The following is a 23,832-nucleotide window of genomic DNA, read 5'->3' on the forward strand; positions in this document are numbered from 1 at the left end:
ATGCGTTCAGCGGGAAAGGGGGTTCGGAGAAGGGATTGCCGCCGGCATCGCCCCTTTCGGGCGCACGGGCACGGGCTCGGTCGTGACGCCGCGCAGCTGCAGCGCGTAGCCGTTGGGGTAGCGCAGATCGGCACTGACGATGTCGCGCGCGCCGTAGCGGGCGCGCAGCGCGGTCTGGGTGGTGACGAAGCGCTGTAGGCGCTCGACGGCGTCGGCCTCGCCGCGGCCGAGTTCGATGGGCGCGCCGCCATCGAGGCGCAGCTGCCACGCGCCGCGCTCGGTGAGGGTCAGGCGCTCGATGTCGCGTCCCAGCCGCGCCACCAGGGGCTGCAGCCGCCGATACATCGCCACCACCGTCTCGGCCTCGGCGCTGGGCCCCGCCAGCGTGCTCCATTGGTCGGCCGCCGGGTCGTCGGGGTCGGCCTCGAACACTTCCCCGCGCACGCTCACGAGCTGCCCGGCACCCGGCTCGCCCCACCAGGCCAGCGCCTCGTGTTCGCGCAGCGTCACGCGCAGCCGGTTCGGGAATTGGCGCTCGACGACCGCCTCCCGCACCCATGGCAGCGCCTCGAAGCGCTCGCGCGCCGCCGCCAGATCGAGCGTCAGGAACGTGCCGCGCAGGTGCGGCACCACGAGGGCTCGCACCGTCACCGCGTTCTGATGCGCCACGTCCCCCACGAGCGTGATGCCGCGCAGCGTCCACATCGGCTGGCGCGCCATCCAGGCCACCACCCCCACTCCCGCTGCCAACGCAACGGCGGTCAACAGCACCGCCGCGACGGCGTTCATCCAACGCACGTCGGCGGGCAACGGCATCGCGGCGGGGGCGGCGCGACGGGCCATGGTCAGCGTCCCTCCCCCCGGCGAACCGCAGGCAGCGGGTTGTCCAGCGCGGCGTCGGCCAGCAGCCGCAGGCACAGCGCGTCGTAGTCCAGCCCGGCGGCGCGCGCCGACATCGGCACCAGCGAGTGCCCGGTCATCCCTGGCGCGGTGTTGATCTCGAGCAGGTACGGCCGCCGTGTCGCGGCATCGATCATCACGTCCGCGCGCGCCCAGCCGCGGCAGCCGAGCGTGCGGTACGCCGCCAGCACCAGCGCCTGGATCGCCCCCTCCTCGCCCGCGGGCAGGTCGCACGGCACCAGGTAGCGCGTCTCATCGCTGAAATATTTGTTCTGGTAGTCGTAGTTGCCGCCGGGGGCGACGATGCGGATCACCGGCAGCGCCTGTGCTGCCGCGCCGCTGCCGAGCACCGGGCAGGTCACCTCGTCGCCGGCGATGAACTGCTCGCACAGCACCTCCGGGTCGTGCTGCGCCGCGAGCCGATACGCCGCGGCGCACTGCTCGCGCGACGTGACCTTGGTCAGCCCGATGGTGGAGCCCTCGCGCGCGGGCTTGACGATCATCGGCGCGCCCAGCGCGTCGAACGCGGCCTGCGTCTCGGCAACGCTGTCGACCTGGCGCCAGTCGGGCGTCGGCAGCCCCTCAGCACGCCAGATCCGCTTGGTCATCACCTTGTCCATCGCGACGCTGGAGGCGAGCACGCCGGACCCCGTGTACGGGATGCCCATCAGCTCCAGCGCGCCCTGCACGGTGCCGTCCTCGCCAAAGCGCCCGTGCAGCGCAATGAACGCGCGCGCGAACCCCTCGCGCGTCAGATCCCACAGCGGCCGTTCGGCCGGGTCGAACGCGTGCGCATCGACCCCGGCGCGGCGCAGCGCGGCCAGCACCCCGCTGCCCGACATCAGCGACACCTCGCGCTCGGCCGAGTGGCCGCCCATCAGCACCGCCACCTTGCCCAACGCACGCGGGTCCACGGTCACCGGGGCCAGTCGGGTCAGCGCGGTCATGCCACGGCCTCCCCGGCGGGCGCAACCGATGCCGCGGCCTGGGCGTTTGGGGCCTGCGGCGCGGTCTGGGCCGCCAGCGCCACCACCTGCGCCGCCACGGCCCCGATCGAGCCCGCGCCCATGCACAGCACGACGTCGCCGTCACGCGCGTTGTCGAGGATGGCGCGGGGCAGCTCGGCCACGTCGGCGACGAACAGCGGCTCCACACGACCGGCGACGCGCAAGGCGCGCGCCAGGCTGCGGCCGTCGGCGGCCACGATCGGCGCCTCGCCCGCCGCGTAGACCTCGGTCAGCAGCACCGCGTCGGCCTGCCCCAGCACGTGCACGAAGTCCTCGAAGCAGTCGCGCGTGCGCGTGTAGCGGTGCGGCTGGAACGCCAGCACCAGCCGCCGCCCGGGGAAGGCCCCGCGCGCCGCGGTCATCGTCGCGGCCATCTCCACCGGGTGGTGGCCGTAGTCGTCGATGAGCGTGGCGGTGCCGCCCGCGGGCAGCGCCACCTCGCCATGGCGCTGAAAACGCCGCCCCACGCCCTTGAACTCGGCCAGCGCCTGCAGCACGGCCGCATCCGGCACCCCCAACTCCACCGCGATGGCGATCGCCGCCAGCGCGTTGCGCACGTTGTGCTCGCCCGGCAGGTTGAGCACCACCTCCAGGTCCGGCAGCGCGATCCCGTTGCGCCGCTGCACGCGAAAGTGCATCTGGGCCCCGACCGCGCGCACGTCCAGCGCGCGCACCTGCGCGTCGTCGCTCAAGCCATACGGCGTCACCGGCCGCTGGATCGCCGGCAGCAGCGCGCGCACGTGCGGGTCGTCGACGCACACCACCGCGGTGCCGTAGAACGGCATGCGGTGCAAAAAGTCCACGAACGCCTGCTGCAGCCGGCCGAAGTCGTGGCCGTAGGTGTCCATGTGGTCGGCGTCGATGTTGGTCACCACCGCCATCACGGGCAGCAGGTTCAGGAACGACGCGTCGGACTCGTCGGCCTCGACGACGATGTACTCGCCCTGCCCCAGACGCGCGTTGGCCCCGGCGCTGTTGAGCCGTCCGCCAATGACGAAGGTCGGGTCCAGCCCCGCGGCCGCGAGCACGCTGGCCACCAGGCTGGTGGTCGTCGTCTTGCCGTGCGTGCCGGCGATGGCGATGCCCTTCTTCATGCGCATCAGCTCGGCCAGCATCACCGCGCGCGGCACCACCGGCAGCCGCCGGGCGTGGGCCGCCTGCACCTCCGGGTTGTCGGGCTTGACGGCGGTGGAGACGACGACGCAGTCGGCACCGTCGATGTGCGCGGCGTCGTGGCCGAGCAGCACGCGCGCGCCTAGTTGCCGCAACCGCTGCGTCGCGGCGCTTTCGGCCAGGTCGGAGCCGGAGACGGTGTAGCCCTGCGTCAGCAGCACCTCGGCGATGCCGCTCATGCCGGCACCGCCGATGCCAACGAAGTGGATGTGACGGATCGCGTGTTTCATGGACGGGTTCGGTTCGGTTCTCGGTCGGCCAGCGCCGTGCAGGCGCGCACCAGCGCGTCGACGGCGTCGGTCTTGCGCTGCGCGTGGGCGCGCTCGGCGCGCTGGCGCAGGTCCTCGCGCGTCAGGCTGGCGAGCCAGTCGGCCAGCCACTCGGGGGTGAGGTCCGATTGCTGACGCAGCCACGCCGCACCCGCGTCGGCGAGGAAGCGCGCGTTGGTGGTCTGGTGGTCGTCCACCGCGTGCGGGAAGGGGACGAACAGCGCCGCTGCGCCGACCGCGGCGATTTCGGTCACGGTGCTGGCCCCCGCGCGGGCGATGATCACGTCCGCCTCGGCGTAGGCGCTCGCGGTGTCGTCGATGAAGGCCTCGCACTGCGCCTCAACCCCCGCGGCGGCGTACGCGTCGCGCAGCGCCTGCAGGTGCCGCTCGCCGCTCTGGTGCCGCACGATCGGCCGCCGCTCCACCGGCAGGCGCGCGAGCGCCTGCGGCACGAGGGTGTTGAGCGCCTGCGCGCCGAGGCTGCCGCCCACCACCAGCAGGCGCAGCGGCCCCACCCGGCCGGCGAAGCGCTCGGCCGGCGGCGGCTGACGCACGAACGCCTCGCGCAACGGGTTGCCGATCCACTCGCCGCCTGGCAGCGCCTGCGGAAACGCGCAGAACACCCGGTCCGCGACGTGGGCGAGCACCCGGTTGGCCAGCCCCGCCACCGAGTTCTGCTCGTGCAGCACGAGCGGACGGCCCGCGAGCACCCCCATCATGCCGCCCGGAAACGTGATGTAGCCCCCCAGCCCCACGACGACGTCCGGCCGCACCCGGCGCACGACGCGCCAGGCCTGCCAGAACGCGCGCAGCAGCCGCAGCGGCAGCAGCGCCAGCGTCAGCGCGCCTTTGCCGCGCACGCCGCCGAAATCGACCGCCTCGAACGCAAAGCCGCGCGGCGGCACGAGGCGCGCCTCCATGCCGCCGGGCGCACCCAGCCAGTGCACGCGCCAGCCTTCGGCACGCAGCGCCTCCGCCACCGCGAGCCCCGGGAAGATGTGCCCGCCGGTGCCGCCGGCCATCACCAGTGCGCAGCGCGGCGTCATGTGCGGCCTCCGTGCATCAGGGTCTTGTTTTCCCAGTCCACGCGCAGCACGAACGCAATGGCCACCAGATTCATCAGGATCGCCGAGCCACCGTAGCTCATGAACGGCAGCGTCAGCCCCTTGGTCGGCAAGGCGCCCAGGTTGACGCCGATGTTGATGAACGACTGAAAGCCGATCCACAGCCCGACGCCCTGCGCGGCCAGCCCGGCGAATACCCGGTCCAGCGCCACGGCCTGGCGGCCGATCTGCATGATGCGGCGCGTCAGCCACAAAAAGAGCCCGATCAGCGTCAACACGCCGACGAAGCCGAACTCTTCCCCGATCACCGCGAGCAGGAAGTCGGTGTGCGCCTCCGGCAGCCAGTGCAGTTTCTCGACGCTGGCGCCCAGCCCGACGCCGAACCACTCGCCGCGCCCCAGCGCGATCAGCGCGTGGGTGAGCTGGTACCCCTTGCCCAGCGCGTGCTGCTCGCTCCACGGGTCGAGGTAGGCGAAGATGCGCTCGCGCCGCCACTCGTTGGTCAGCACCACCGCGGCAAACGCCGCGACGACCACCAGCGCGATCAGAAAGAACATGCGCGCGTTGACGCCGCCGAGAAACAGAATGCCCATCGCGATCACCGCGATCACCATGAACGCGCCCATGTCCGGCTCGGCCAGCAGCAGCACGCCCACCACACCGACCGCCACGGCCATCGGCCACACCGCGCGGAAAAATTTCTCCTTGACCTCCATGCGCCGCACCATGTAACCGGCGGCGTACAGCAGCACCGCGAACTTGGCCAATTCGGAGGGCTGGAAATTCATCACCCCGAGCGGGATCCAGCGGCGCGCGCCGTTGACGCCCTTGCCGATGAAGGGAATGAGCACGACGACCAGCAGCGCCAGCGCCAGCAGGAACAGCGGGTTGGCCCAGCGCTGCCACTGGTCGGTGGGCACCTGGAACGCGATGAAGCCGGCGAGCGCGCCGATGCCGATGGCCAGCGCGTGCCGCAGCAGGAAATGCAGCGGGCTGTAGCTGGCAAAGCGCGGGTTGTCCGGCAGCGCCACCGACGCCGAATACACCATCACCGTCCCCCAGCACAGCAGGGCCAGCACCACGGCCAGCAGCGCGTGGTCGACGCCGCTGACGCGCGCGGCCGGGGCGGCGGGGCGTGCCCAGTCGCGCCGCATCAGGCGCACCGGCATCTCGGCGCCGCCCGCGCCCGCTGCGGCGGCCTCGTGACCCGGCAACCAGCGGCCAAACATCCGCCGCAGCGCGGCGGGCACAGCAGCGAAGCGTGCGCGCGTGCTCATGCGGGCGTGCCCTCCTCCTGCTGCAGCGCGCGCACCGTGTCCACGAACACCTGCGCGCGGTGCGCGTAGTCGCGGAACATATCGAGGCTTGCGCACGCCGGCGACAGTAGCACCGCGTCGCCGGGCTGCGCCTGCGCCGCACACCAGCGCACGGCCGCGGGCAGATCGTCAAAACGCGCGCGCGGCACGCCGGTGTCGGCCAACGTCGCGTCGATGGCCGGGGCGTCGCGCCCGATCAGCGCGACCGCGCGCGCATACCGCGCCACCGGCCCGGCAAGCGGCGCAAAGTCCTGCCCCTTGCCGTCGCCGCCCAGGATCACCACCAGCCGGCGCTGCGGCCCCAGGCCCTCGAGTGCCGCCAGCGTCGCGCCGACGTTCGTGCCCTTGCTGTCGTCGATGTACTCCACGTCGCGCACGATGGCCACCGACTCGACCCGGTGCGGCTCGCCGCGGTAGTCGCGCAGCGCGTGCAGCAGCGGCGCGAGCGGCGCCCCCGCCGCGGTGGCCAGCGCCAGCGCCGCCAGCGCGTTGGTGGCGTTGTGCCGGCCCTGGATGCGCAACGCCTCGGCCGGCATCAGGTGTTGCAGTGACACCGCCTCACCGGCGCCAGCCGCGCCCTCGTCGTCCGGGCGGGCGCGTACCAGCCAGGTGATGCCGTTGACGGCCTGCAACCCCCAATCCCCGGGCCGGGTCGGCACCCCGACCCCGAAGCTCGTCCACGGCCGCGCCGGAACCGTGCGGGCGCGCGCGCCGCGGCCCTGCGCCACGTCGGGCGGTGTCCACGCCGCGACGATGGGGTCGTCGCGGTTGAGCACCATCAGCCCCTGCGCGCCAAAGATGCGCGCCTTGGCCGCGGCGTAGGCGGCCATCGACCCGTGCCAGTCGAGGTGGTCCTGCGTGACGTTGAGCACCGTCGCCGCCGTCGGCTCGAATCCCTCCACGCCGTCGAGCTGAAAGCTCGAGAGCTCCAACACCCAGGCGCGCGGCAACGTCGCGCTCTGCAGCCGCTCCGCCAGTGTGTCGAGCAGCGCCGGGCCGATGTTGCCCGCCACCGCTACGTCCCAGCCCAGCGCGCGCAGCAGGTGGCCGGTCAGCGCCGTGGTGGTCGTCTTGCCGTTGGTGCCGGTGATGGCCAGCACCGCGGGGCGATAGTCGCACGCCTCGGCCAGCGCGCGCAGCGCGCCGGCAAAGAGGTCCAGCTCGCCGCGTAGCGGCACGCCGACCGCCGCGGCGGCCTGCGCCAGCGCGGCAAACTGCGCCGGTGCCAGCCCGGGACTGCGCACCACCAGCGCCCACCGCGCGCGGGCAAACAACGCGGCGTCCAGCGCCACGCCGGTCAGCAGCGTGCTGCCCGGGGCCGCGGCGGCCAGCGCGGCGGCCTGTGGCGGCGCGGGACGGGTGTCGGCCACCGTCACGCGCGCGCCCGCCGCGTGCAGCCAGCGCGCCATCGCGAGGCCGCTCGCACCCAGCCCCAGCACGAGCGCGTCGCGCTCGCGCACACCGGGCAGACAGTCGTGGGTCCAGGGCATCGCACTCATCGCAGCTTCAGCGTCGAAAGACCCACGAGGCACAGCAGCATCGTGATGATCCAAAAGCGCACGACCACCTGCGTCTCGCGCCAGCCGGACTTTTCGAAGTGGTGGTGCAGCGGGGCCATCTTCAGCAGGCGGCGCCCCTCGCCATAGCGGCGCTTGGTGTACTTGAACCAGCCCACCTGCAGCATCACGGAGACGGCCTCGGCGACAAAGATGCCGCCCATGATGGCGAGCACGATCTCCTGCCGCACGATGACGGCGATCGTGCCCAGCGCCCCGCCCAGCGCGAGCGCGCCGACGTCCCCCATGAAGACCTGCGCCGGGTACGCGTTGAACCACAGAAACGCGAGCCCCGCCCCCGCCATCGCGGCGCAGAACACGAGCACCTCACCCGTGCCCGGGATGTAGGGCAGCAGCAGGTAGCGCGCAAACACCGCGTTACCCGTGACATAGGCGAAGACGCCCAGCGCCGAGCCCACCATCACCACCGGCATGATCGCGAGACCATCCAAGCCGTCGGTGAGGTTGACCGCATTGCTCGACCCGACGATGACCAGGTAGGTCAGCAACACGAAGCCGGTGACGCCCAGCGGGTAGCTCACCTCCTTGAAAAACGGCACCATCAGCCCGGCCTGCTGCGGCAGGTCGATCGTGAAACCGGAGCGGATCCAGTCGGTAAAGAGCGCCCACACCCGCGCGTTGGAGCCCTCGGAGATGGCAAACACGAGATAGAACGCTGCGGCGAGCCCGATCACCGACTGCCAGAAGTACTTCTCGCGCGAGCGCATGCCCTCCGGGTCCTTGCGCACGACTTTGCGCCAGTCGTCGACCCAGCCGATCGCGCCCATCGCCAGCGTCACCGCGAGCACGATCCACACGAAGCGGTTGATCCACTCGAACCACAGCAGCGTCGCCACCGTGATCGCAAACAGGATCAGCACGCCGCCCATCGTCGGCGTGCCGCTTTTGCTCAGGTGGCTCTGCACGCCGTAGGCGCGCACGGGCTGACCGATCTTGAGCGCGGTGAGCCGCCGGATGAACCACGGCCCGGCGGCGATGCCGACCAGCAGCGCGGTCATCGCCGCCATCACGGCGCGAAACGTCAGGTACTGGAAAACGCGCAAAAACCCCAGCTCGGGCCATACGCCCTGCAGCCATTGCGCCAGACTAGGCAGCATGGGTTGGCCCCTCCTCGTGTCCGCCACGGGCCAGCGCCTCGACGGCGCCGATGACCCGCTCCATGCGCATGAAGCGCGACCCCTTGACCAGCAGACTCCCGCCACCGGGCGGCACGGCACCCGGCAGCGCCGCGAGCAGCGCGTCCACCGACCCGAAGTGGCGCACCGCCCGGGCGCCGGCCGGCAGCGCGGCGGCCGCGCGGCCCATCCATTCACCGGCCAGCCAGACGCGCTCGATACCCAACGCCAGCGCGTGGCGCAGCACCTCGTCGTGGAAAGCCAGCGCCTGTTCTCCCACCTCGCCCATGTCGCCCAGCACCGCCCAGCGCGGCGCGGGCAGCTCGGCGAGCACCTCGAGCGCCGCCCGCACCGAGTCCGGGTTGGCGTTGTAGGTGTCGTCCACCACGGTCCAGCGCGCGCCGGCCAGCGTCAGCGACTGCGTGCGGCAGCGCCCCGCCACCGGCTCGAACGCGGCGAGCCCCGCGGCGATCGCGTCCAGCGGCACCCCGGCCGCCAGCGCGCAGGCGGTGGCCGCCAGCGCGTTGCGCACGTGGTGGCGCCCGGCGATGGCCACGCGCGTCTCGAACACGCCCGCCGGCGTCGTCACCCGCAGGGCCCAGGTGCCATCGCTCCAGCGCGCGTCGGCGCGCACGTCGGCCGCCGCCCCGCCGAACGTCAGCACACGCCGCCCCGCGGCCAGCGCGCGCCACAGCGGCGTGTACGCGTCGTCGGCCGGAAACACCGCGGTGCCGTCCGCCGGCAGGGCTTCGATCACGGCACCGTTTTCGCGCGCCACCGCCTCGACGCTGGCCATAAATTCCTGGTGCTCGCGCTGCGCGTTGTTGACCAGCGCCACCGTCGGCCGGGCGATGGCCGCCAGCGCCGCGATCTCGCCCGGATGGTTCATGCCCAGCTCGACGACCGCCATCCGGTGCGCGGGGCGCAGGCGCAGCAGCGTCAGCGGCACGCCGATGTCGTTGTTCAGGTTGCCCTGCGTGGCCAGCGCCGCCTCGCCCGCCGCCGCGCGCAAAATCGCGGCGGTCATCTGCGTCACGGTGGTCTTGCCGTTGCTGCCGGTCACCGCAACGAGCGGCCCCGTCCAGCGCGCGCGCCACGCCGCGGCCAGCGCGCCGAGCGCCGCGCGGCTGTCCGGCACCTCGACGCCCACCAGCCCCGCCGCGGCCAGCCCGCACTCGGCCACTGCGCCGACGGCGCCCGTGGCGGCCGCCTGCGGCAGAAAATCGTGCGCGTCGAAGCGCTCACCGCGCAGCGCGACGAACAGGTCGCCAGAGCGCAGCGTGCGCGTGTCGGTGTGCACACGCGTCGGCGCCAGCGCCTCGACGGCTGCGGCCGGCCCCACCGCGCGCGCCCCCGGCAGCGCCAGCAACAGCGTGCCCAGGCCCGCCATCGGCGCGTGTTCCACCGCCACCCCCGTCGTGCTCATGCGCCGCCCTCCCGCCGACGGCGCAGCGCCGCGCGGCCGTGTTCGCGGTCGGAAAACGGCCGCCGCTCGCCCGCGATCTCCTGGTAATCCTCGTGCCCCTTGCCCGCCAGCAGCACGACGTCGCGCGCGTCGGCCTGTGCCACGGCCTGCGCGATCGCGCGCGCGCGGTCCGGCTCGACCCACGCCGCATCGGGCGCATGCAGCCCGGCGCGCATCTGCGCGAGGATGTGCAGCGGGTCTTCGCTGCGCGGGTTGTCGCTGGTCAGCACGACGCGATCCGCGCCGCGCTCGGCGGCAGCCGCCATCAGCGGACGCTTGCCCGGGTCGCGGTCCCCGCCGCAGCCGAGCACGCACCACAGGCGTCCCCCCCGCTGCTGCGCCAGCGGCCGCAGCGCCTGCAGCACCTTTTCCACCGCGTCCGGCGTGTGCGCGTAGTCGACCAGCACCAGCGGCAGCCCCTCGTCAGGGCCGTCGGCCGGGTCCCACGCCGACTGCAAGCGCCCCGGCACCGCGGTCAGCGCTGGGCTCGCGGCGACGATCGCGGGCCACTCGACCCCGCGGCTGCGCAACACGGCCATCACCGCGAGCAGGTTGGCCAGGTTGTGGTCGCCGATCACCGGCAGCGTCAGCGTCGTGTGAACCTCCCCCTCGGCGACGGTGAAGCGCACGCCCGACGGCAACCACTGCCGCGCGTGCAGCCGCAGCCGCGCCGCAGGGGCGTCCGCCGAGGTGGTGTAAGTCCACAGATCGAGCGCGCCGCGCGCCACACGCGGCTGCAGCGCCGCAGCGAGCTCACGCCCGTGCGCGTCGTCCACGCACACCACCGCCACACGTAACCCCTCCCAGTCGAACAGGCGGCGCTTGGCGGCCCAGTACGCCGCCATCGTGCCGTGGTAGTCCAGGTGGTCGCGCGTGAGGTTCGTGTAGATCGCGGTGTGGACGTAAGTGCCGTCGAGCCGCCGCTCTTCGATCCCGATCGACGACGCCTCCAGCACCACGGCGCGCGCGCCTTCGGTGACGAAGGTGTGCAGCGCACGCTGCAGCGTCACCGGATCCGGCGTCGTCAACCCGGTGGGCACGAGCGCCGCGCCCGGCCGCCCGACGCCCAGCGTGCCGATCAGGCCGGCGGAGACCCCCACGGCCTGCAACCACTGCGCCGTCCACCACGCGGTGGAGGTCTTGCCGTTGGTGCCGGTCACCGCGATGACGTCCAGCGCGGCGCTCGGGTCGCCCCAGAACGTGCTGGCCAGAATGCCGCCGCTTTGGCGCATGTACGGAATCGTCGCCACCGGATGCCGCGTGCTGCCGCTGCGCCACGGCACCACCTCGAACCCCTGCTCGGGATGTGCCATCAGCCAGTTGCCCAGCCCATCGCACTCGACGACCGCGGCCGGCGCCCCGGCGTCCAGCGCCGCGCGCACGTAGGGCCAGGCGTTCGCGCCGGGCCACGCGATGAACGCCTCGCCCGGCCGCAGCGTACGGCTGTCCGCGCTCAGGCCCGTGGCACCGCGGGCACGCAGCCACGCCACCACGTCGCGCAGATCCGTAAACGACGCCACGAACATCAGACCGGCTCCTCCTCGATGGCATGCGCGACGATCTGCGGCTGCACCCGCATGTCGGGCTGCACCCCCAACAGGCGCAGCGTCTGCTGTGCCACATCCGAAAACACCGGCGCGGCCACCGCGCCGCCGTAGATCACGCCGTTGCTGGGCTCGTCGACCATCACCGCGATGACCACGCGCGGCTGCTCGATCGGGGCCAGGCCGACGAAAAAGCTGCGGTACTTGCGCGCGGCGTAGCCGCGGCCTTCCTGTTTGCGCGCGGTGCCCGTCTTGCCGCCGACGGAGTAGCCCACGGTCTGCGCCAGCTGCGCGGTACCGCCCGGCCCGGCGGCCATCTGCAACATGCGCCGCACCGCGTGCGCGGTCTCGGGGCGGTACACGCGCACGCCCGGCACCGGCTGCTCCGTGCGCAGCAGCGTCAGCGGCACGCGATCGCCGTCGCGCGCGAACACCGTGTACGCCTGCGCGAGCTGCAGCAGCGACACCGACAGGCCGTAGCCGTAGCTCATCGTCGCCTGCTCGATCGGGCGCCACGTCTTGTAAGCGCGCAGCCGGCCGCTGGTCGCGCCCGGAAACGGCACCTCGGGTTTGTGGCCGAAGCCCGCCTGCGCGTACGCCTCCCACATGTCGCGCGGCGGCAGCTGCATCGCCATCTTCACGGTGCCGACGTTGCTCGACTTCTGGATCACCTCGGCCACCGTCAGCACACCGTACGGATGCACATCCGAGATCGTGAACCCCGCCATCTGCAGCCGCCCCGGCGCAGTCGGGATTGGCGTCTCGGGCGTCACCAGCCCCTTGTCCAGCGCCAGCGCGGCGATGAAAGGCTTCATCGTCGAGCCGGGCTCGAAGCTGTCGGTCAGCGCCCGGTTGCGCAGCTGCTCGCCGGTGAGCCCTCGCCGGTCGTTGGGGTTGAAACTTGGGTAGTTGGCCAGCGCCAACACCTCGCCGGTCTGCGCGTCGAGCACCACCGCGCTGCCGGAGCGCGCGTTGTGCTGCTGCACCGCCTCCTTGAGGCGCTGGTAGGCGAAGAACTGCACCTTCGCGTCGATCGAGAGCTGCAGGTCCTTCCCGTCCACGGGCGGCACGACATCGCGCACGTCTTCGACGATGCGGCCGAGCCGGTCCTTGATGACGCGACGCGAGCCCGGGCGGCCGCTCAACGTGCGGTCGAACGCCAGCTCCACCCCCTCCTGCCCGCGGTCCTCGACGTTGGTGAAGCCCACCACGTGCGCCACCGCCTCGCCCTGCGGATACTGGCGCTTGTACTCCTTGCGCAGGTACAGGCCCTTGATGCCCAGAGCCTGCACCTGGCGCGCGATGGGCTCGTCGACCTGGCGCTTGATCCAGACGAAGTTGCGCTCGCCCACCTCCAGCCGCCGGCGCAGCTCGGCCAGCGGCATGCCGAGCAAGCGCGCCGCCTCGGCGAGCCGCGGGTGGTCGCGGTCGACGTCTTCCGGGTCCGCCCAGACACTTTGCGCGACGACGCTGGTGGCCAGAATCATCCCGTTGCGGTCGAGGATGCGGCCACGGCTGGCCGGCAGCTCCAGCGTGCGCGCGTAGCGCACTTCACCCTGGCGCTGGAAAAAGTCGTTGCCGATCACCTGCACGTACGCCGCACGGCCCGCCAGCCCGACGAACCCCAGCGCCAGCATCGCGACGATGAAGCGGCTGCGCCACGCCGGCGTGGCACTGGTCAGCAGCGGGCTGCTGCCGTACGGAATGCTGCGCGCGCTCGCGGCCAGCGGTTTGCGCTTCATCGCCGCGCCTCCCCGCCCGCTTCGCCCGACGCCAGCGTCACGTACTCGGTGATGCCGGGGTGGGCCGGGCGCATCTGCAGTTCGCGCTGCGCGATCTGCTGCACGCGCGCGGGGGCCGTGAGCGCGCGCTGCTGCGCCACCAGCCGCTCGTGCTCGGCGGCGAGCTGCATCGCCTGCGCATGCGCCCGCTCCTTGGCCACGTACAGCCGCCGCGACTCGTACTGCAGCGTCACGAGGTAGAAGCTGCTCGCGAGCAGCGCCGCGAGGAGCACCAGCCACCCGCGCATCAGCCCCGCCCTCCGATCGCCATCGCGGCCGCGCCCAGCGGTGCGGCCGTGCGGGTGGCCGAACGCATCACCGCGCTGCGTGCGCGCGGGTTGTCCGCCACCTCCTGCGCCGACGGGAGCGTGCGCGACACGTCGGCCAGCAGCGGCGGGGGCGGCTCGACCATCGGCGCGCGCCGGTCCACCGCCGGCCGCGCGTGCGCGACCAGAAAGCGCTTGACCAGCCGGTCCTCCAGCGAGTGAAAGCTGATCACCACCAGCCGCCCGCCAGGGCGCAACACCCGCAGCGCCGCATTCAGCGCCCGTTGTAGCGCTTCAAGCTCGGCGTTGACGTGAATCCGAATAGCCTGAAATGTGCGCGTTGCAGGGTCCTTGCCCGGCTCGCGGGTTTTGACCGCGCCAGCCACGACCTCGGCCAGCTCGCGGGTGGTTCGAACAGGCCCCCGTTCCTGTCGGCGACGATCAATCGCCTTTGCAACCGATGCAGCAAACCGCTCTTCGCCGTAGTCACGAATCACCTCCGTCATCTCGGCCACCGTGGCCGTGGCGAGCCAATCGGCCGCACTGATGCCGCGCGTGGGGTCCATGCGCATGTCCAGCGGCCCGTCATGGCGGAAAGAAAAGCCGCGCGCCGGGTCGTCGAGCTGCGGCGAGCTGACCCCCAGGTCGAGCAGCAACCCGTCGGCACTCTCTGCCGGCTCGTCGGCGAGCGTCGCAAAGCTCGCGTGCCGCACGTCCACGCGCGCGTCCGCGGCGGCGAGCGCGCGCGCGCCTTCGATCGCCGCCGGGTCCCGGTCGAACACCGTCAGACGGCCGGCCGGCGACAGGCGCGCCAGGATCGCGCGGCTGTGCCCGCCGCGGCCGAAGGTCGCGTCGATGTAGTGTCCGTCCGGTTGGATCTGAAGGGCCTCGACCGCTTCGTTCAACAGGACGGTGCGATGGGTCAGTGTCATCTGCACCGCCGGTGCCCTCAGAAAGAAAAGTCCTTGAAGGCCTCGGGCATCTCCCCACGCATCGCCTCGGCCTCCTGCGCCGCGTAGGTCGCCGCGTCCCACAGCTCGAAGTGGTTGCCCATGCCCAGCAGCATCGCCTCCTTGGTGATGCCGGCGGCGGCGCGCAGCTCGGGCGCGATCAGCACGCGCCCCTGCGCGTCCATCTCCACATCCTGCGCGTTGCCGAGAAAGATGCGCTTCCACCACTGCGCCGACATCGGCAGCTGCGCGATGCGCTGGCGAAACGCCTCCCACTCGGGACGCGGAAAAATCATCAGACAACCATGAGGGTGCTTGGTGATGGTGAGCTGGCCCGCCGCCGTCGCGCTCAGGACGTCACGGTGCCGGGTCGGCACGGACAGCCGACCCTTGGCATCGAGACTGAGGGACGAGGCACCTTGGAACACGGGTCAAGCCCAGAGACAAAAAACCACTTTTCACCACTTTTTTGCACTTCTTCCCACTGTATCACCAAAACCCTGGGCACGACAAGGGTCAGCGGCGTCTTTGCTTGGCAAATCAAAGACTTGAGGCCGACTCGCAAGACGAGTCGGCCTCACAAAAAACCCAGAAAATCAAGCCTTTGAAAACCGCTCTCAAAGCGGCATCTAAAGAGAGGTGCCACCGCGGCCGACACCCGGGACGTGTGGCCTTCCCGCCGCAAATGCGAGACGACTCGGCCACCGCCCCACAGGCGCTGCATCACGTCAGGTGATGACCGAGGTCGCGCGCCCCGGCCACAGCCCCTCGAGCCGCCGCCCCGCGGGGGCCACCCGTGGCAAATACCCCGCGTCAGAGGATGAAACGCGACAAATCTTCGTTGCGCGCCAGCTCGCCCAGCCGCGCGTCCACCGTGGCGGCGTCGACCGTGACGGTCTGGCCGCTCAGGCGCGCCGCGTCGAAGCTGATGTCGTCGAGCAAGTGCTCCATCACCGTGGCCAGCCGCCGCGCGCCGATGTTCTCGGTGCGCTCGTTGACCTCGTAAGCGATGGTGGCGATGCGGCGGATGGCGTCGTCGGTGAAAACGAGATTCACCCCCTCGGTGGCCAGCAGCGCCTGGTACTGGCGCACCAGGCTCGCGTGCGTCTGCGTCAGGATCGCCTCGAAATCCTGCACCGACAGCGGCTGCAGCTCGACGCGGATGGGAAAACGCCCCTGCAGCTCGGGAATCAGGTCGCTCGGCTTGCTGAGGTGAAACGCACCGCTGGCGATGAAGAGGATGTGGTCCGTCTTCACCGGCCCGTACTTGGTCGAGACGGTCGTGCCCTCCACCAGCGGCAGCAGGTCGCGCTGCACGCCCTGGCGCGACACGTCCGCGCCGCCGACCTCGCTGCGCGTGGCCACCTTGTCGATCTCGTCGATGAAGACGATGCCGTTTTGCTCGAGGTTGTGGATCGCCTCGGTGCGGATTTCCTCCTCGTTGACGAGCTTGGCGGCCTCCTCCTCGACGAGCAGCCGGCGCGCCTCGGCGATGCGCAGCCGCCGCGTCTTGCGCCGCCCGAGATTGAGCTGCCCGAACAGACCCTTGAGCTGCTCGGCCATCTCCTCCATCCCGGCGGGGGTCATCACCTCCAGATGCGGCTGCGGGGCCGCCAGCTCGATGTCGATCTCCTTGTCGTCGAGCTGTCCCTCGCGCAGCTTCTTACGAAACGCCTGCCGCGCGGCGCTGTCGCGGTCCACCTCGCCGTCGCGCGGCGGCGGCAGCAGCGCGTCCAGGATGCGGTCCTCCGCCGCGTCCTCGGCGCGGGTGCGCACACGCGCCATCGCCGCCTCGCGCGTCTGCTTGACGGCGATATCGGCCAGGTCGCGGACGATGCTGTCCACGTCCTTGCCGACGTAGCCGACCTCGGTGAATTTGGTCGCTTCGACCTTGATGAACGGGGCGTTGGCCAGCTTGGCCAGGCGGCGCGCGATTTCGGTCTTGCCGACGCCCGTCGGGCCGATCATCAGGATATTTTTCGGTGTGATCTCGGGCCGCAGCTTCGGGTCCACCTGCTGGCGCCGCCAGCGGTTGCGCAGCGCGATCGCCACCGCGTGCTTGGCCGCGCGCTGGCCGATGATGTGGGCGTCGAGCTCGGAGACGATCTCTTGTGGGGTCATGGCCGCGCTCATGCGAGCACCTCCACGGTGTGGTGCTGGTTGGTGTAGATGCACAGGTCGCCGGCGATGCGCAACGCCTCGCGCACGACGGCCTCGGCGGACAACGCCGTGTGGTCCAGCAGCGCCTTCGCGGCCGCCTGCGCGTAGGCGCCGCCGGAGCCGATGGCGACGATGCCGTGCTCGGGCTCCAGCACGTCGCCGTTGCCGGTGATGACCAGGCTCGTGCTGCGGTCAGCCACGGCCAGCATCGCCTCCAGCCGGCGCAGCACGCGGTCGGTGCGCCAGTCCTTGGTCAGCTCCACCGCGGCGCGCACGAGGTGGCCCTGGTGTTTTTCCAGCTTGGCCTCGAAGCGTTCGAACAGCGTGAAGGCGTCGGCGGTGGCCCCGGCAAAGCCCGCCAGCACCTGGTCGCGGTAGAGGCGGCGCACCTTGCGGGCGCTGGCCTTGACGACGATGTGCCCCAGCGTCACCTGTCCGTCGCCGCCCATCGCGACCTGCCAGCGGCCGGCGTCGGCGGGGTCCGGGCGGCGCACGCACACGATCGTCGTGCCGTGAAAGACGGCACGGTCTGCAGTTGGATGTTCCATGCTCAGTATTGTCGCAGCCGCACGGTGGCCGCGTCGGTGATGCCGACCACCTGAAACAGCGCCGCGATCAAATGCGGCACCCCGTCGAGCTCGACGCGCAAGCCGCGCGCGCGCGCCGCCAGCAGCCACTGCAGCAGCGCCCCGGCGGCGGCAAAGTCGATGCGCTGCAGCCGCCGCAGGTCGACCCGCAGCACCGCGGGCGCCGGGGCCCCTTGCGTGGAACCGCTGTCCGCCGATGCCGGCAGCGCCGCCGCGACCGCCTGATCCAGCGCGGCCAGCGCCGCGGCCGCGTCCCCCTGCAACACCCCCTCGAGGCACACTCGCGCCGTGGCCGCGTCGAGTTGGGTCGACACCTCCCACGCCATCTGCTGCGTGGGCATGGCCGGAAACTCGGTTTCGGACGCGCTCGTCGCTGCCGCGACGATGGTGGGCCAGGCCAGCGGCTCGGCACCGGCCGATACGGGGTTTGCATCGGCGGCGGTCGGTGCCGCCACCGTGACCTCATCCGGCAGCCGCTCGGCCGGCAGGACGCGTGCCACCGGATCGCGCCAGGCCGGGGGCAGCTCGCCGTAGGTCACGCAGTAGTCCAGCGCCACCAGGTCGAACTCGTCTCGCCGCCCCAGCAGGCGCAGCGTCGCCAGCCGCAGCCGCCACCACAGCGCGGGGTTCTCGCGCCGCCCCGACGGTGTGCTGGCCTTGAGGCGCCGGCGCAGCACGGCGCTGCCGCACCAGTGCTGCTCGAGCGGCCGCTCGGCCCAGCGCTCGAACAGCGCGGTCAAACGCTGCGCCGCCTCGGTATCGGCCGACGTGAGGGCCGACCAGTCGATCCAGCCTTGCACGCCGTCGCGGTCCAGCGCCGCCGCGAGCGCGGCCACCGCATCGGCGTCGAGCAGCGACGGGCACACCCACACCGCGACCGCCGATGGCGGCGCGGGCGTCTCGGCGACCGGCGCGGGGGCGGGCGCCGCGGGCGGCAGCGTCGCCGGCCAGTGTGGAATCGGCAACCGAAAGCGATCGGCCCACTCCGCCGCCCAGTCTTCGAACCCCTCGACGTCGCCGCTGGCCCACAGCAGGTCCAGCAGCAGCACCCCCGCCTCGCGCGCCAGCGGCGAGCGCACCTCCTGCGCCTGCAGCGCCTCGAGCGCCTGGCGCGCCTCGTCGATGCGCCCGTTGGCGAACAACACCGCCGCCTGCGTCAGCGCGGGATGCGACAGCGCAACGTCCCCGTCGTCGTGCGGCGGGGACGGCTCGACGCCGACCAGGTCGATGTGCATGCCACGCGCCTGCAGGTGCCCCGGCACCACCGGCGCCGGATGCGCCGGCTGCGGTGCGCCGATGCGCACCGCGGGCGCCGGCGTGGCGCGCGACGACCAGTGCTGCGCCATCTGCGCCTCGATGCGGGCGATCTGTTCGATCGTGCGCGACCGGTCGCGGCGCGGCCGTGCCCAGCCGCTGCGCCCACCATCGCTTGACGGATGGCTGGAGGACTCCCCGGACGCGACGCCCTGGGCTGCCTTGGCGGCCTGCTGCGCGCGCATCAGCGCGCGCAGCTCGTTGAGTTCCTCGTGGCGAACGCGGTCGTTGCGGCGCTTGCGCGCCATCGCCGCCTTGAGCGCCTGGCGCTCTTCCTGCCAGCCGCGCACGGCCGCGCCATCCGCCGCGCCCGGCAGCACGCGGCGCCACACCCGGCTCCACCAGCCGCCGCGGTCGTCGGGGGTGGGAGGAGGAGCCTGCATGGCGCGGGGGCAGCCGCCGGCGGGCGGCGGGGTCTCAGTCGCCGAAGAGCTTTTGCTTCAGCTCGCGGCGCTGCTGCGCCTCGATCGACAGACTCGCGGTCGGGCGCGCGAGCAAGCGCCCCACGCCGATCGGCTCGCCGGTCTCTTCGCAGTAGCCGTAGTCGCCGCTGTCGATGCGCGCGAGCGCCTGCTCGATCTTCTTGAGCAGCTTACGCTCGCGGTCGCGCGTGCGCAGCTCCAGCGCGTGCTCCTCTTCGATGGTCGCCCGGTCGGCCGGGTCGGGCACGATCACCGTGTCTTCGCGCAGGTGCTCGGTGGTCTCGCCGGCGTTGTTCAGGATATCCTGCTTGAGGGCCAGCAGCTTGCGGCGGAAGTAGGCGAGCTGCACGTCGTTCATGTATTCCGAATCCGGCATCGCGAGGATGTCGGCGTCGGTCAACTGCTCCAGCGGCACGGTTTTCCAGTTGTCGGCGCGGGCCGGATCCTTGCGCAGCGCGGCAGCGGGCGTGGCGATCGTGGTCATGACGGGTTCGGGTGCGTAACTGGCTTTGGCAGCGCGCGGGTCGTGCGTCGGCGCCACCGCCTCGGTGGTCTGGGCGTGCATCGCGGCCTTCTCGGCCCGGCGGGAAGCCGCAGCGGACGGCTTGCGCGGCGCGCGCGGCTTGGCGTCACCCGTCGCGGGGGCCGCGACGGGCCCGGTTCCGGACGGGCCAGCCTCACGGGATGACGAGCGGCTGTTCACGACGCATCTCCTCTGGCGGTACGGGTGTCGCCGCATGACGGCAGCCGGTGCGGCCTCCCCGCCGTCCGGTCCACCCGTTTGGAATGGGGGCCGATTGTAAGCGCTGTCGGCGGGGACGCCGGGGCCGCGTTGCCACGCCGCCACAGCCGCGTCAGGCGAGCGACTGCTCCAGCCCCTGCACGAGGATGTCGCGGGGCAGATCGATGCCGATGAAGACCATTTTGCTCTCGCGCTTCTCACCGGGCTTCCACACCGGCCCCAGGTCGCTGCCCATGAGCTGGTGCACCCCCTGGAAGATCACTTTGCGGTCGGTGCCCTGCATGTGCAGCACGCCCTTGTAGCGCAGCAGCTTCGGTCCCCAGACCTGCACCACCGCCCCGAGAAAGTCCTCCAGCTTGTGCGGATCGAACGGCCGCTCACTGCGCCACACGAAGCTCTTGACGTCGTCGTCGTGGTGGTGGTGGTGCTTGGCGTGACCGTGCCCGTGGTGATGGTCATGGTCGTGCGCGCAGTGACCGTGGTCGTGGTCACAGTGGCGGTGGTCGTGGTGATCATGGTGATCGTGCCCGTCGGCTTTCAGGAAATCCGGGTCGATCTCCAGCTTGGCGTTGAGGTTGAAGCCGCGCAGATCGAGCACCTTGGCCAGCGGCACCTGCCCGAAGTGCACCGTCTCGATCGGCGCGCGCGGGTTCATGTGTTTGAGGCGGTGCACGAGCGCGTCGAGCTCCTCGGCCGACACGAGGTCGGCCTTGCTGATGAAGATCTGGTCCGCAAACCCGACCTGGCGGCGCGCCTCCTGCCGCTCGTCGAGCTGCTGCTGCGCGTGCTTGGCGTCGACCAGCGTGAGAATCCCGTCGAGCAGGTAGGTCTCGGCGACCTCATCGTCCATGAAGAACGTTTGCGCCACCGGCCCCGGGTCGGCCAGCCCGGTGGTCTCGATGATGACCCGGTCGAACGCGAGCAGCCCCTTGCGCCGCTTGGCTGCCAGCAGCGACAGCGTGCTGCGCAGGTCCTCGCGGATCGTGCAGCAGACGCAGCCGTTGCTCATCTGGATGATCTGCTCCTCGGTGTCGGCCACCAGGATGTCGTTGTCGATGTTTTCTTCACCGAACTCGTTTTCGATGACGGCGATTCGCTGCCCGTGCGCCTCCGTGAGGACGCGCTTGAGCAGGGTCGTCTTGCCCGAGCCGAGAAAGCCGGTGAGGATGGTTGCGGGGATCAGTGCCATGACATCAGTGTAGCGAGGCCGTCAAGCCCTGTGCGCCCCGCTGCCATCGAGCGGCGCGACCGCCCGTGCGCTCGGTGCGCGCCGCCGCCCATCACGCGCGGACGGACGCCACACCCCCGGCGTGCGTCGCGGTCGTCACCGGGGGCTTCAGGGCCGCCGCCAGACCACCAGCCCCTTGAGGTACTCGCCCTCCGGGAAGGCCAGCCCCGTCGGGTGATCCGGCGCGCCGCCGTGGCGTGCCAGGATCGTCGCGTCCACACCCGCCTCGTCGGCGGCGCTGGCGACGATTTTCTGGAACAGCTCCACCCCGACCGCGCCGGAGCACGAATAGGTGAACAACACCCCACCGGGGTTCAGCAACTTGAATCCCAACCGGTTGACATCCTTGTACGCACGGGCGGCCCGCTCGACGTGCGCCGCGGAGGGCGCGAGCTTCGGCGGATCGAGCACAATGGCGTCGAAACGCCGCCCCTCGGCCAGAAAGGCGCGCAGGCTCGCGTTGACGTCGGCATCGACAAACGTGCAGCGCCCGGGGTCGAACCCGTTGAGCGCGACGTTGTCCCGCGCCCGCGCCAGCGCCGCCGCCGAGGAGTCGATCGAGGTCACGTGGCGCGCGCCGCCGGACAGCGCCGCGACCGTGAAGCCCCCCGTGTAGCTGTAGCAGTTGAGGACGTCTGCGAACCCGAAGCGCCGCGTCCACGCGGCACAGTCGCGCCGGCTGTCGCGCTGGTCCAGGTAGTAGCCCGTTTTGTGCCCCTCGGCCACGTCCAGGCTCAGGCGCCAGCCGTTTTCGTGGATCACGCATTCGGTGGCACCGCCGCCGCGCAGCCAGCCGGTCACCGGCGGCAGCCCCTCGCGCTGGCGCACGCTCGCGTCCGAGCGCTCGTACAGGCGCGCCAGGCCCGTCACGCGCAGCAGCGCGTCCGCGATCACCGCCTTGTGCCGCTCGACACCGCTGCTGCCGAACTGCGCGACCAATGTCTCGCCGTAGCGGTCAACGATCAACCCGGGCAGCCCATCCGATTCACCATGCACCAAGCGCACGCCGTCGCTGTCGATGGCCAGCCGCTCGCGCAGGGCGGCGGCGGTGCGCAACCGCCGCTCGAAAAACCCCGCGTCGATGCGCTCGGCCTCGTCGAAGCTCCACACCCGCACGCGGATCTTGGAGCTGGGCGCGTACGCCCCCCAGGCGAGGAAACGCCCTTCGGCGCTCTCCACCCGCACCGTCTCACCGGGGTCGGCGCGGCCGCGGTCGATGGCGCCGTCGAACACCCACGGGTGGCGGCGCAGCAGCGAGCGTTCCTTGCCCGCTTTCAGTCGGATCGTCTTCATGGGGTGGATTGTCCCACCCCCGCCGATGCCGGGCTTACGGCCGCAGGTAGACGAAGCCCTCGCGGGCCTGCAGCTTGGCGACTTCGGCCACGCCGGAAGGCACGATCTTGGCTTCCGGCACCAGCTTGCTGGCGTCGATCTTGCGCGCCACCAGGGTGTTGTTGCAGACGCGGAACTCCACGCCCTTGTTGGCCAGATCCGCCACCGCGCCGGCAAACGGCTGCTCCATCTGGTTGGTCGCCCCTTCGAGCAGGAAGTCGATGCCCAGCCCGTGCGTGACGACGACGATCTTGGCGGTCGGGTCCGCGGCAAGGTGGTTGCGGATATTCTGGATCGCGCGCGAGGCCTGCGGGATGCCCTCGCTCATGTGGTAGACGACCTTGATCGGTTCGGCCGCTTGCACGGAGACGGCCAACATCAGGACGGAAACAAACGACACCCACCAGCGCCAAAGGGACTTCATCTTCATCTCCTCATGTCATCCATAGAGGCGGTTGTTGCCCCCGATCCATTATTGCGCGCATCGGTATCCGACAAACACGGCGGGGTATTGCCCGACCCGCCCGCCGCCGCGACACCACCATGTTTGCCCGGCCGTTCGCCCGAGCGCTCACCCGCCCCGCTTCGGCGCGCGCGCGGGTGCGCCGCCTCGTACACGCGGCTGAGGTGCTGAAAGTCCAGTCGCGTGTAGACCTGGGTGCTGGCGATGCTGGCGTGGCCGAGCAGCTCCTGCACGCCGCGCAGGTCGCCGCTGGACTGCAGCACATGGCTGGCAAAGCTGTGGCGCAGCATGTGCGGGTGCACGTGCACGTCCAGCCCCGCGCGGGCGGCCCACGCGGCGAGCCGTCGGCGCGCCACCTGGGGGCTCAGGCGCTCCCCGCGCGCGCCGACGAACAGCGCGGGTTCGCCCGCCGGCCGCGCGAGCAGCGCGCGCGCCCGGCACCACTCGGCCAGCGCGGCCAGCGCCGCGGGCGTCACGGGCACGGTGCGGCGCTTGCCGCCCTTGCCCGTCACGTGCGCCTCGCCAGCGTCCGCGTCGACCCAGCCGCGGGCCTGCGGCCCCGGGGCCACGTCCAACCCCAGCAGCTCGCCCAGCCGCAGTCCGCTGCCGTACAGCAGCTCCACCATCGCGCGGTCGCGCACGTATTCGGCACGGGCTTGAGCGGACGTCTCCGCCTCGGCCGCCTCCCCGCCCGTCGCGGCATTCCCCGGTAACGCACCACACGACGCCCCGTCCTCCGGCACCGCCTGCACCAGCCGCAGCGCGGCTTCCACCGGCAACGCCTTCGGCAGCGGTCGCCCGGCCTTGGGCGCGCGCACCCCGCGCACGGGATGGTGGTCGATGCGCCCCTGCCGGCCCAGCCAGTCGTAAAAGCCGCGCCACGCCGACAACACCAGCGCGAGCGTGCGCGGCGACTGCCCCGCGGCGTGCAGCTGCGCGAGCCAGCGCCGCACCGTGTCCTCGCGCACGGCCGTCAGCGCCAGCCCCGCGGCCTGCGCCCGCCGCTGCAGCGTCGCCAGGTGCGCCGCGTAGAGCGCCTGCGTGCGCGCGGCCAGGCGCTTTTCCACCCGCACGTGCGCGAGGTAAGCCGCGATCAACGCGGCATCCTCACTGGGGGCGTCCATCTCAGTGGCTCCACCGCGCATCGCCCGACCCGT

General features: G+C 71.9%; 21 protein-coding genes. All 21 read right to left on the reverse strand.

Annotated features, from left to right (window positions below; all coding sequences use genetic code 11):
• Positions 1-6: 6 nt before the first annotated feature.
• The 21 genes from LCC91_RS10810 to LCC91_RS10910 all read right to left on the reverse strand — a co-directional run bounded on the left by LCC91_RS10810 (position 7) and on the right by LCC91_RS10910 (position 23,799).
• A complete protein-coding gene (locus LCC91_RS10810) occupies positions 7-843 on the reverse strand; it encodes a cell division protein FtsQ/DivIB (protein WP_082007399.1) in 837 nt (278 codons plus the stop codon).
• Positions 844-845: 2 nt separating this feature from the next.
• On the reverse strand, positions 846-1,847 hold the full coding sequence (locus LCC91_RS10815) for a D-alanine--D-alanine ligase (protein ID WP_043698002.1): 1,002 nt from the start codon (positions 1,845-1,847) through the stop codon (positions 846-848).
• On the reverse strand, positions 1,844-3,310 hold the full coding sequence (murC, locus tag LCC91_RS10820; protein WP_052231305.1) for a UDP-N-acetylmuramate--L-alanine ligase: 1,467 nt from the start codon (positions 3,308-3,310) through the stop codon (positions 1,844-1,846). Before murC ends, LCC91_RS10815 begins: the two co-directional genes overlap by 4 nt.
• Positions 3,307-4,395: an undecaprenyldiphospho-muramoylpentapeptide beta-N-acetylglucosaminyltransferase gene (murG, locus tag LCC91_RS10825; RefSeq protein WP_043697999.1), complete on the reverse strand. Its 1,089-nt coding sequence runs from the start codon at positions 4,393-4,395 to the stop codon at positions 3,307-3,309. The genes murC and murG overlap by 4 nt, the downstream gene beginning before the upstream one ends.
• Positions 4,392-5,690, reverse strand: a complete 1,299-nt coding sequence (ftsW, locus tag LCC91_RS10830) for a putative lipid II flippase FtsW (protein ID WP_043697996.1) — start codon at positions 5,688-5,690, stop codon at positions 4,392-4,394. The genes murG and ftsW overlap by 4 nt, the downstream gene beginning before the upstream one ends.
• Positions 5,687-7,228 carry a UDP-N-acetylmuramoyl-L-alanine--D-glutamate ligase gene (murD, locus tag LCC91_RS10835; protein ID WP_082007398.1) on the reverse strand — a complete coding sequence of 514 codons (1,542 nt, stop codon included), beginning with the start codon at positions 7,226-7,228 and terminating at the stop codon, positions 5,687-5,689. Before murD ends, ftsW begins: the two co-directional genes overlap by 4 nt.
• Positions 7,225-8,403 carry a phospho-N-acetylmuramoyl-pentapeptide-transferase gene (gene mraY, locus LCC91_RS10840; RefSeq protein WP_143897309.1) on the reverse strand — a complete coding sequence of 393 codons (1,179 nt, stop codon included), beginning with the start codon at positions 8,401-8,403 and terminating at the stop codon, positions 7,225-7,227. The genes murD and mraY overlap by 4 nt, the downstream gene beginning before the upstream one ends.
• The gene (locus LCC91_RS10845; RefSeq protein WP_043698109.1) at positions 8,393-9,811 is read right to left on the reverse strand and encodes a UDP-N-acetylmuramoyl-tripeptide--D-alanyl-D-alanine ligase; all 1,419 of its coding nucleotides are present in this window, start codon (positions 9,809-9,811) and stop codon (positions 8,393-8,395) included. Before LCC91_RS10845 ends, mraY begins: the two co-directional genes overlap by 11 nt.
• A 32-nt stretch (positions 9,812-9,843) precedes the next feature.
• Positions 9,844-11,412 carry a UDP-N-acetylmuramoyl-L-alanyl-D-glutamate--2,6-diaminopimelate ligase gene (locus tag LCC91_RS10850; protein ID WP_043697988.1) on the reverse strand — a complete coding sequence of 523 codons (1,569 nt, stop codon included), beginning with the start codon at positions 11,410-11,412 and terminating at the stop codon, positions 9,844-9,846.
• The gene (locus LCC91_RS10855) at positions 11,412-13,172 is read right to left on the reverse strand and encodes a peptidoglycan D,D-transpeptidase FtsI family protein (RefSeq protein WP_058615781.1); all 1,761 of its coding nucleotides are present in this window, start codon (positions 13,170-13,172) and stop codon (positions 11,412-11,414) included. The genes LCC91_RS10850 and LCC91_RS10855 overlap by 1 nt, the downstream gene beginning before the upstream one ends.
• The gene (gene ftsL, locus LCC91_RS10860; RefSeq protein WP_224440924.1) at positions 13,169-13,459 is read right to left on the reverse strand and encodes a cell division protein FtsL; all 291 of its coding nucleotides are present in this window, start codon (positions 13,457-13,459) and stop codon (positions 13,169-13,171) included. The genes LCC91_RS10855 and ftsL overlap by 4 nt, the downstream gene beginning before the upstream one ends.
• A complete protein-coding gene (gene rsmH / locus LCC91_RS10865) occupies positions 13,459-14,409 on the reverse strand; it encodes a 16S rRNA (cytosine(1402)-N(4))-methyltransferase RsmH (RefSeq protein ID WP_052231304.1) in 951 nt (316 codons plus the stop codon). Before rsmH ends, ftsL begins: the two co-directional genes overlap by 1 nt.
• Positions 14,410-14,426: 17 nt before the next feature.
• Positions 14,427-14,855, reverse strand: a complete 429-nt coding sequence (mraZ, locus tag LCC91_RS10870; protein WP_043697980.1) for a division/cell wall cluster transcriptional repressor MraZ — start codon at positions 14,853-14,855, stop codon at positions 14,427-14,429.
• A 385-nt stretch (positions 14,856-15,240) separates the two neighbouring features.
• Complete coding sequence (gene hslU / locus LCC91_RS10875; protein WP_224440925.1) at positions 15,241-16,560, reverse strand: ATP-dependent protease ATPase subunit HslU; 1,320 nt, start codon at positions 16,558-16,560, stop codon at positions 15,241-15,243.
• Positions 16,557-17,135: an ATP-dependent protease subunit HslV gene (hslV, locus tag LCC91_RS10880; RefSeq protein WP_043697977.1), complete on the reverse strand. Its 579-nt coding sequence runs from the start codon at positions 17,133-17,135 to the stop codon at positions 16,557-16,559. Before hslV ends, hslU begins: the two co-directional genes overlap by 4 nt.
• 2 nt (positions 17,136-17,137) lie before the next feature.
• The gene (locus LCC91_RS10885) at positions 17,138-18,871 is read right to left on the reverse strand and encodes an STAS domain-containing protein (protein WP_143897307.1); all 1,734 of its coding nucleotides are present in this window, start codon (positions 18,869-18,871) and stop codon (positions 17,138-17,140) included.
• A gap of 34 nt (positions 18,872-18,905) precedes the next feature.
• Complete coding sequence (gene dksA / locus LCC91_RS13935) at positions 18,906-19,649, reverse strand: RNA polymerase-binding protein DksA (protein ID WP_082007397.1); 744 nt, start codon at positions 19,647-19,649, stop codon at positions 18,906-18,908.
• 115 nt (positions 19,650-19,764) lie between these two features.
• Entirely contained in the window at positions 19,765-20,841 is a 1,077-nt protein-coding gene (locus LCC91_RS10895) for a CobW family GTP-binding protein (protein WP_043697971.1), read from the reverse strand.
• A 147-nt stretch (positions 20,842-20,988) separates the two neighbouring features.
• Entirely contained in the window at positions 20,989-22,173 is a 1,185-nt protein-coding gene (locus LCC91_RS10900; protein WP_043697968.1) for a class I SAM-dependent rRNA methyltransferase, read from the reverse strand.
• A gap of 34 nt (positions 22,174-22,207) precedes the next feature.
• On the reverse strand, positions 22,208-22,636 hold the full coding sequence (locus LCC91_RS10905) for a DsrE family protein (RefSeq protein WP_390612116.1): 429 nt from the start codon (positions 22,634-22,636) through the stop codon (positions 22,208-22,210).
• Between the two features lie 2 nt (positions 22,637-22,638).
• Positions 22,639-23,799, reverse strand: coding sequence for a tyrosine-type recombinase/integrase (locus tag LCC91_RS10910; RefSeq protein WP_082668294.1), 1,161 nt, complete (start codon positions 23,797-23,799; stop codon positions 22,639-22,641).
• Positions 23,800-23,832: the final 33 nt, after the last annotated feature.

Source organism: Tepidimonas taiwanensis, from assembly GCF_020162115.1.
Lineage (GTDB): Bacteria > Pseudomonadota > Gammaproteobacteria > Burkholderiales > Burkholderiaceae_C > Tepidimonas > Tepidimonas taiwanensis.

Coding starts and splice junctions, on each gene's coding strand:
- LCC91_RS10810 (WP_082007399.1), bottom strand. CDS start 843: ATGGCCCGTCGCGCCGCCCCCGCCGCGATGCCGTTGCCCGCCGACGTG.
- LCC91_RS10815 (WP_043698002.1), bottom strand. CDS start 1,847: ATGACCGCGCTGACCCGACTGGCCCCGGTGACCGTGGACCCGCGTGCG.
- murC (WP_052231305.1), bottom strand. CDS start 3,310: ATGAAACACGCGATCCGTCACATCCACTTCGTTGGCATCGGCGGTGCC.
- murG (WP_043697999.1), bottom strand. CDS start 4,395: ATGACGCCGCGCTGCGCACTGGTGATGGCCGGCGGCACCGGCGGGCAC.
- ftsW (WP_043697996.1), bottom strand. CDS start 5,690: ATGAGCACGCGCGCACGCTTCGCTGCTGTGCCCGCCGCGCTGCGGCGG.
- murD (WP_082007398.1), bottom strand. CDS start 7,228: ATGAGTGCGATGCCCTGGACCCACGACTGTCTGCCCGGTGTGCGCGAG.
- mraY (WP_143897309.1), bottom strand. CDS start 8,403: ATGCTGCCTAGTCTGGCGCAATGGCTGCAGGGCGTATGGCCCGAGCTG.
- LCC91_RS10845 (WP_043698109.1), bottom strand. CDS start 9,811: ATGGCGGGCCTGGGCACGCTGTTGCTGGCGCTGCCGGGGGCGCGCGCG.
- LCC91_RS10850 (WP_043697988.1), bottom strand. CDS start 11,412: ATGTTCGTGGCGTCGTTTACGGATCTGCGCGACGTGGTGGCGTGGCTG.
- LCC91_RS10855 (WP_058615781.1), bottom strand. CDS start 13,172: ATGAAGCGCAAACCGCTGGCCGCGAGCGCGCGCAGCATTCCGTACGGC.
- ftsL (WP_224440924.1), bottom strand. CDS start 13,459: ATGCGCGGGTGGCTGGTGCTCCTCGCGGCGCTGCTCGCGAGCAGCTTC.
- rsmH (WP_052231304.1), bottom strand. CDS start 14,409: ATGACACTGACCCATCGCACCGTCCTGTTGAACGAAGCGGTCGAGGCC.
- hslU (WP_224440925.1), bottom strand. CDS start 16,560: ATGAGCGCGGCCATGACCCCACAAGAGATCGTCTCCGAGCTCGACGCC.
- hslV (WP_043697977.1), bottom strand. CDS start 17,135: ATGGAACATCCAACTGCAGACCGTGCCGTCTTTCACGGCACGACGATC.
- LCC91_RS10885 (WP_143897307.1), bottom strand. CDS start 18,871: ATGCAGGCTCCTCCTCCCACCCCCGACGACCGCGGCGGCTGGTGGAGC.
- dksA (WP_082007397.1), bottom strand. CDS start 19,649: ATGCGGCGACACCCGTACCGCCAGAGGAGATGCGTCGTGAACAGCCGC.
- LCC91_RS10895 (WP_043697971.1), bottom strand. CDS start 20,841: ATGGCACTGATCCCCGCAACCATCCTCACCGGCTTTCTCGGCTCGGGC.
- LCC91_RS10900 (WP_043697968.1), bottom strand. CDS start 22,173: ATGAAGACGATCCGACTGAAAGCGGGCAAGGAACGCTCGCTGCTGCGC.
- LCC91_RS10905 (WP_390612116.1), bottom strand. CDS start 22,636: ATGAAGTCCCTTTGGCGCTGGTGGGTGTCGTTTGTTTCCGTCCTGATG.
- LCC91_RS10910 (WP_082668294.1), bottom strand. CDS start 23,799: ATGGACGCCCCCAGTGAGGATGCCGCGTTGATCGCGGCTTACCTCGCG.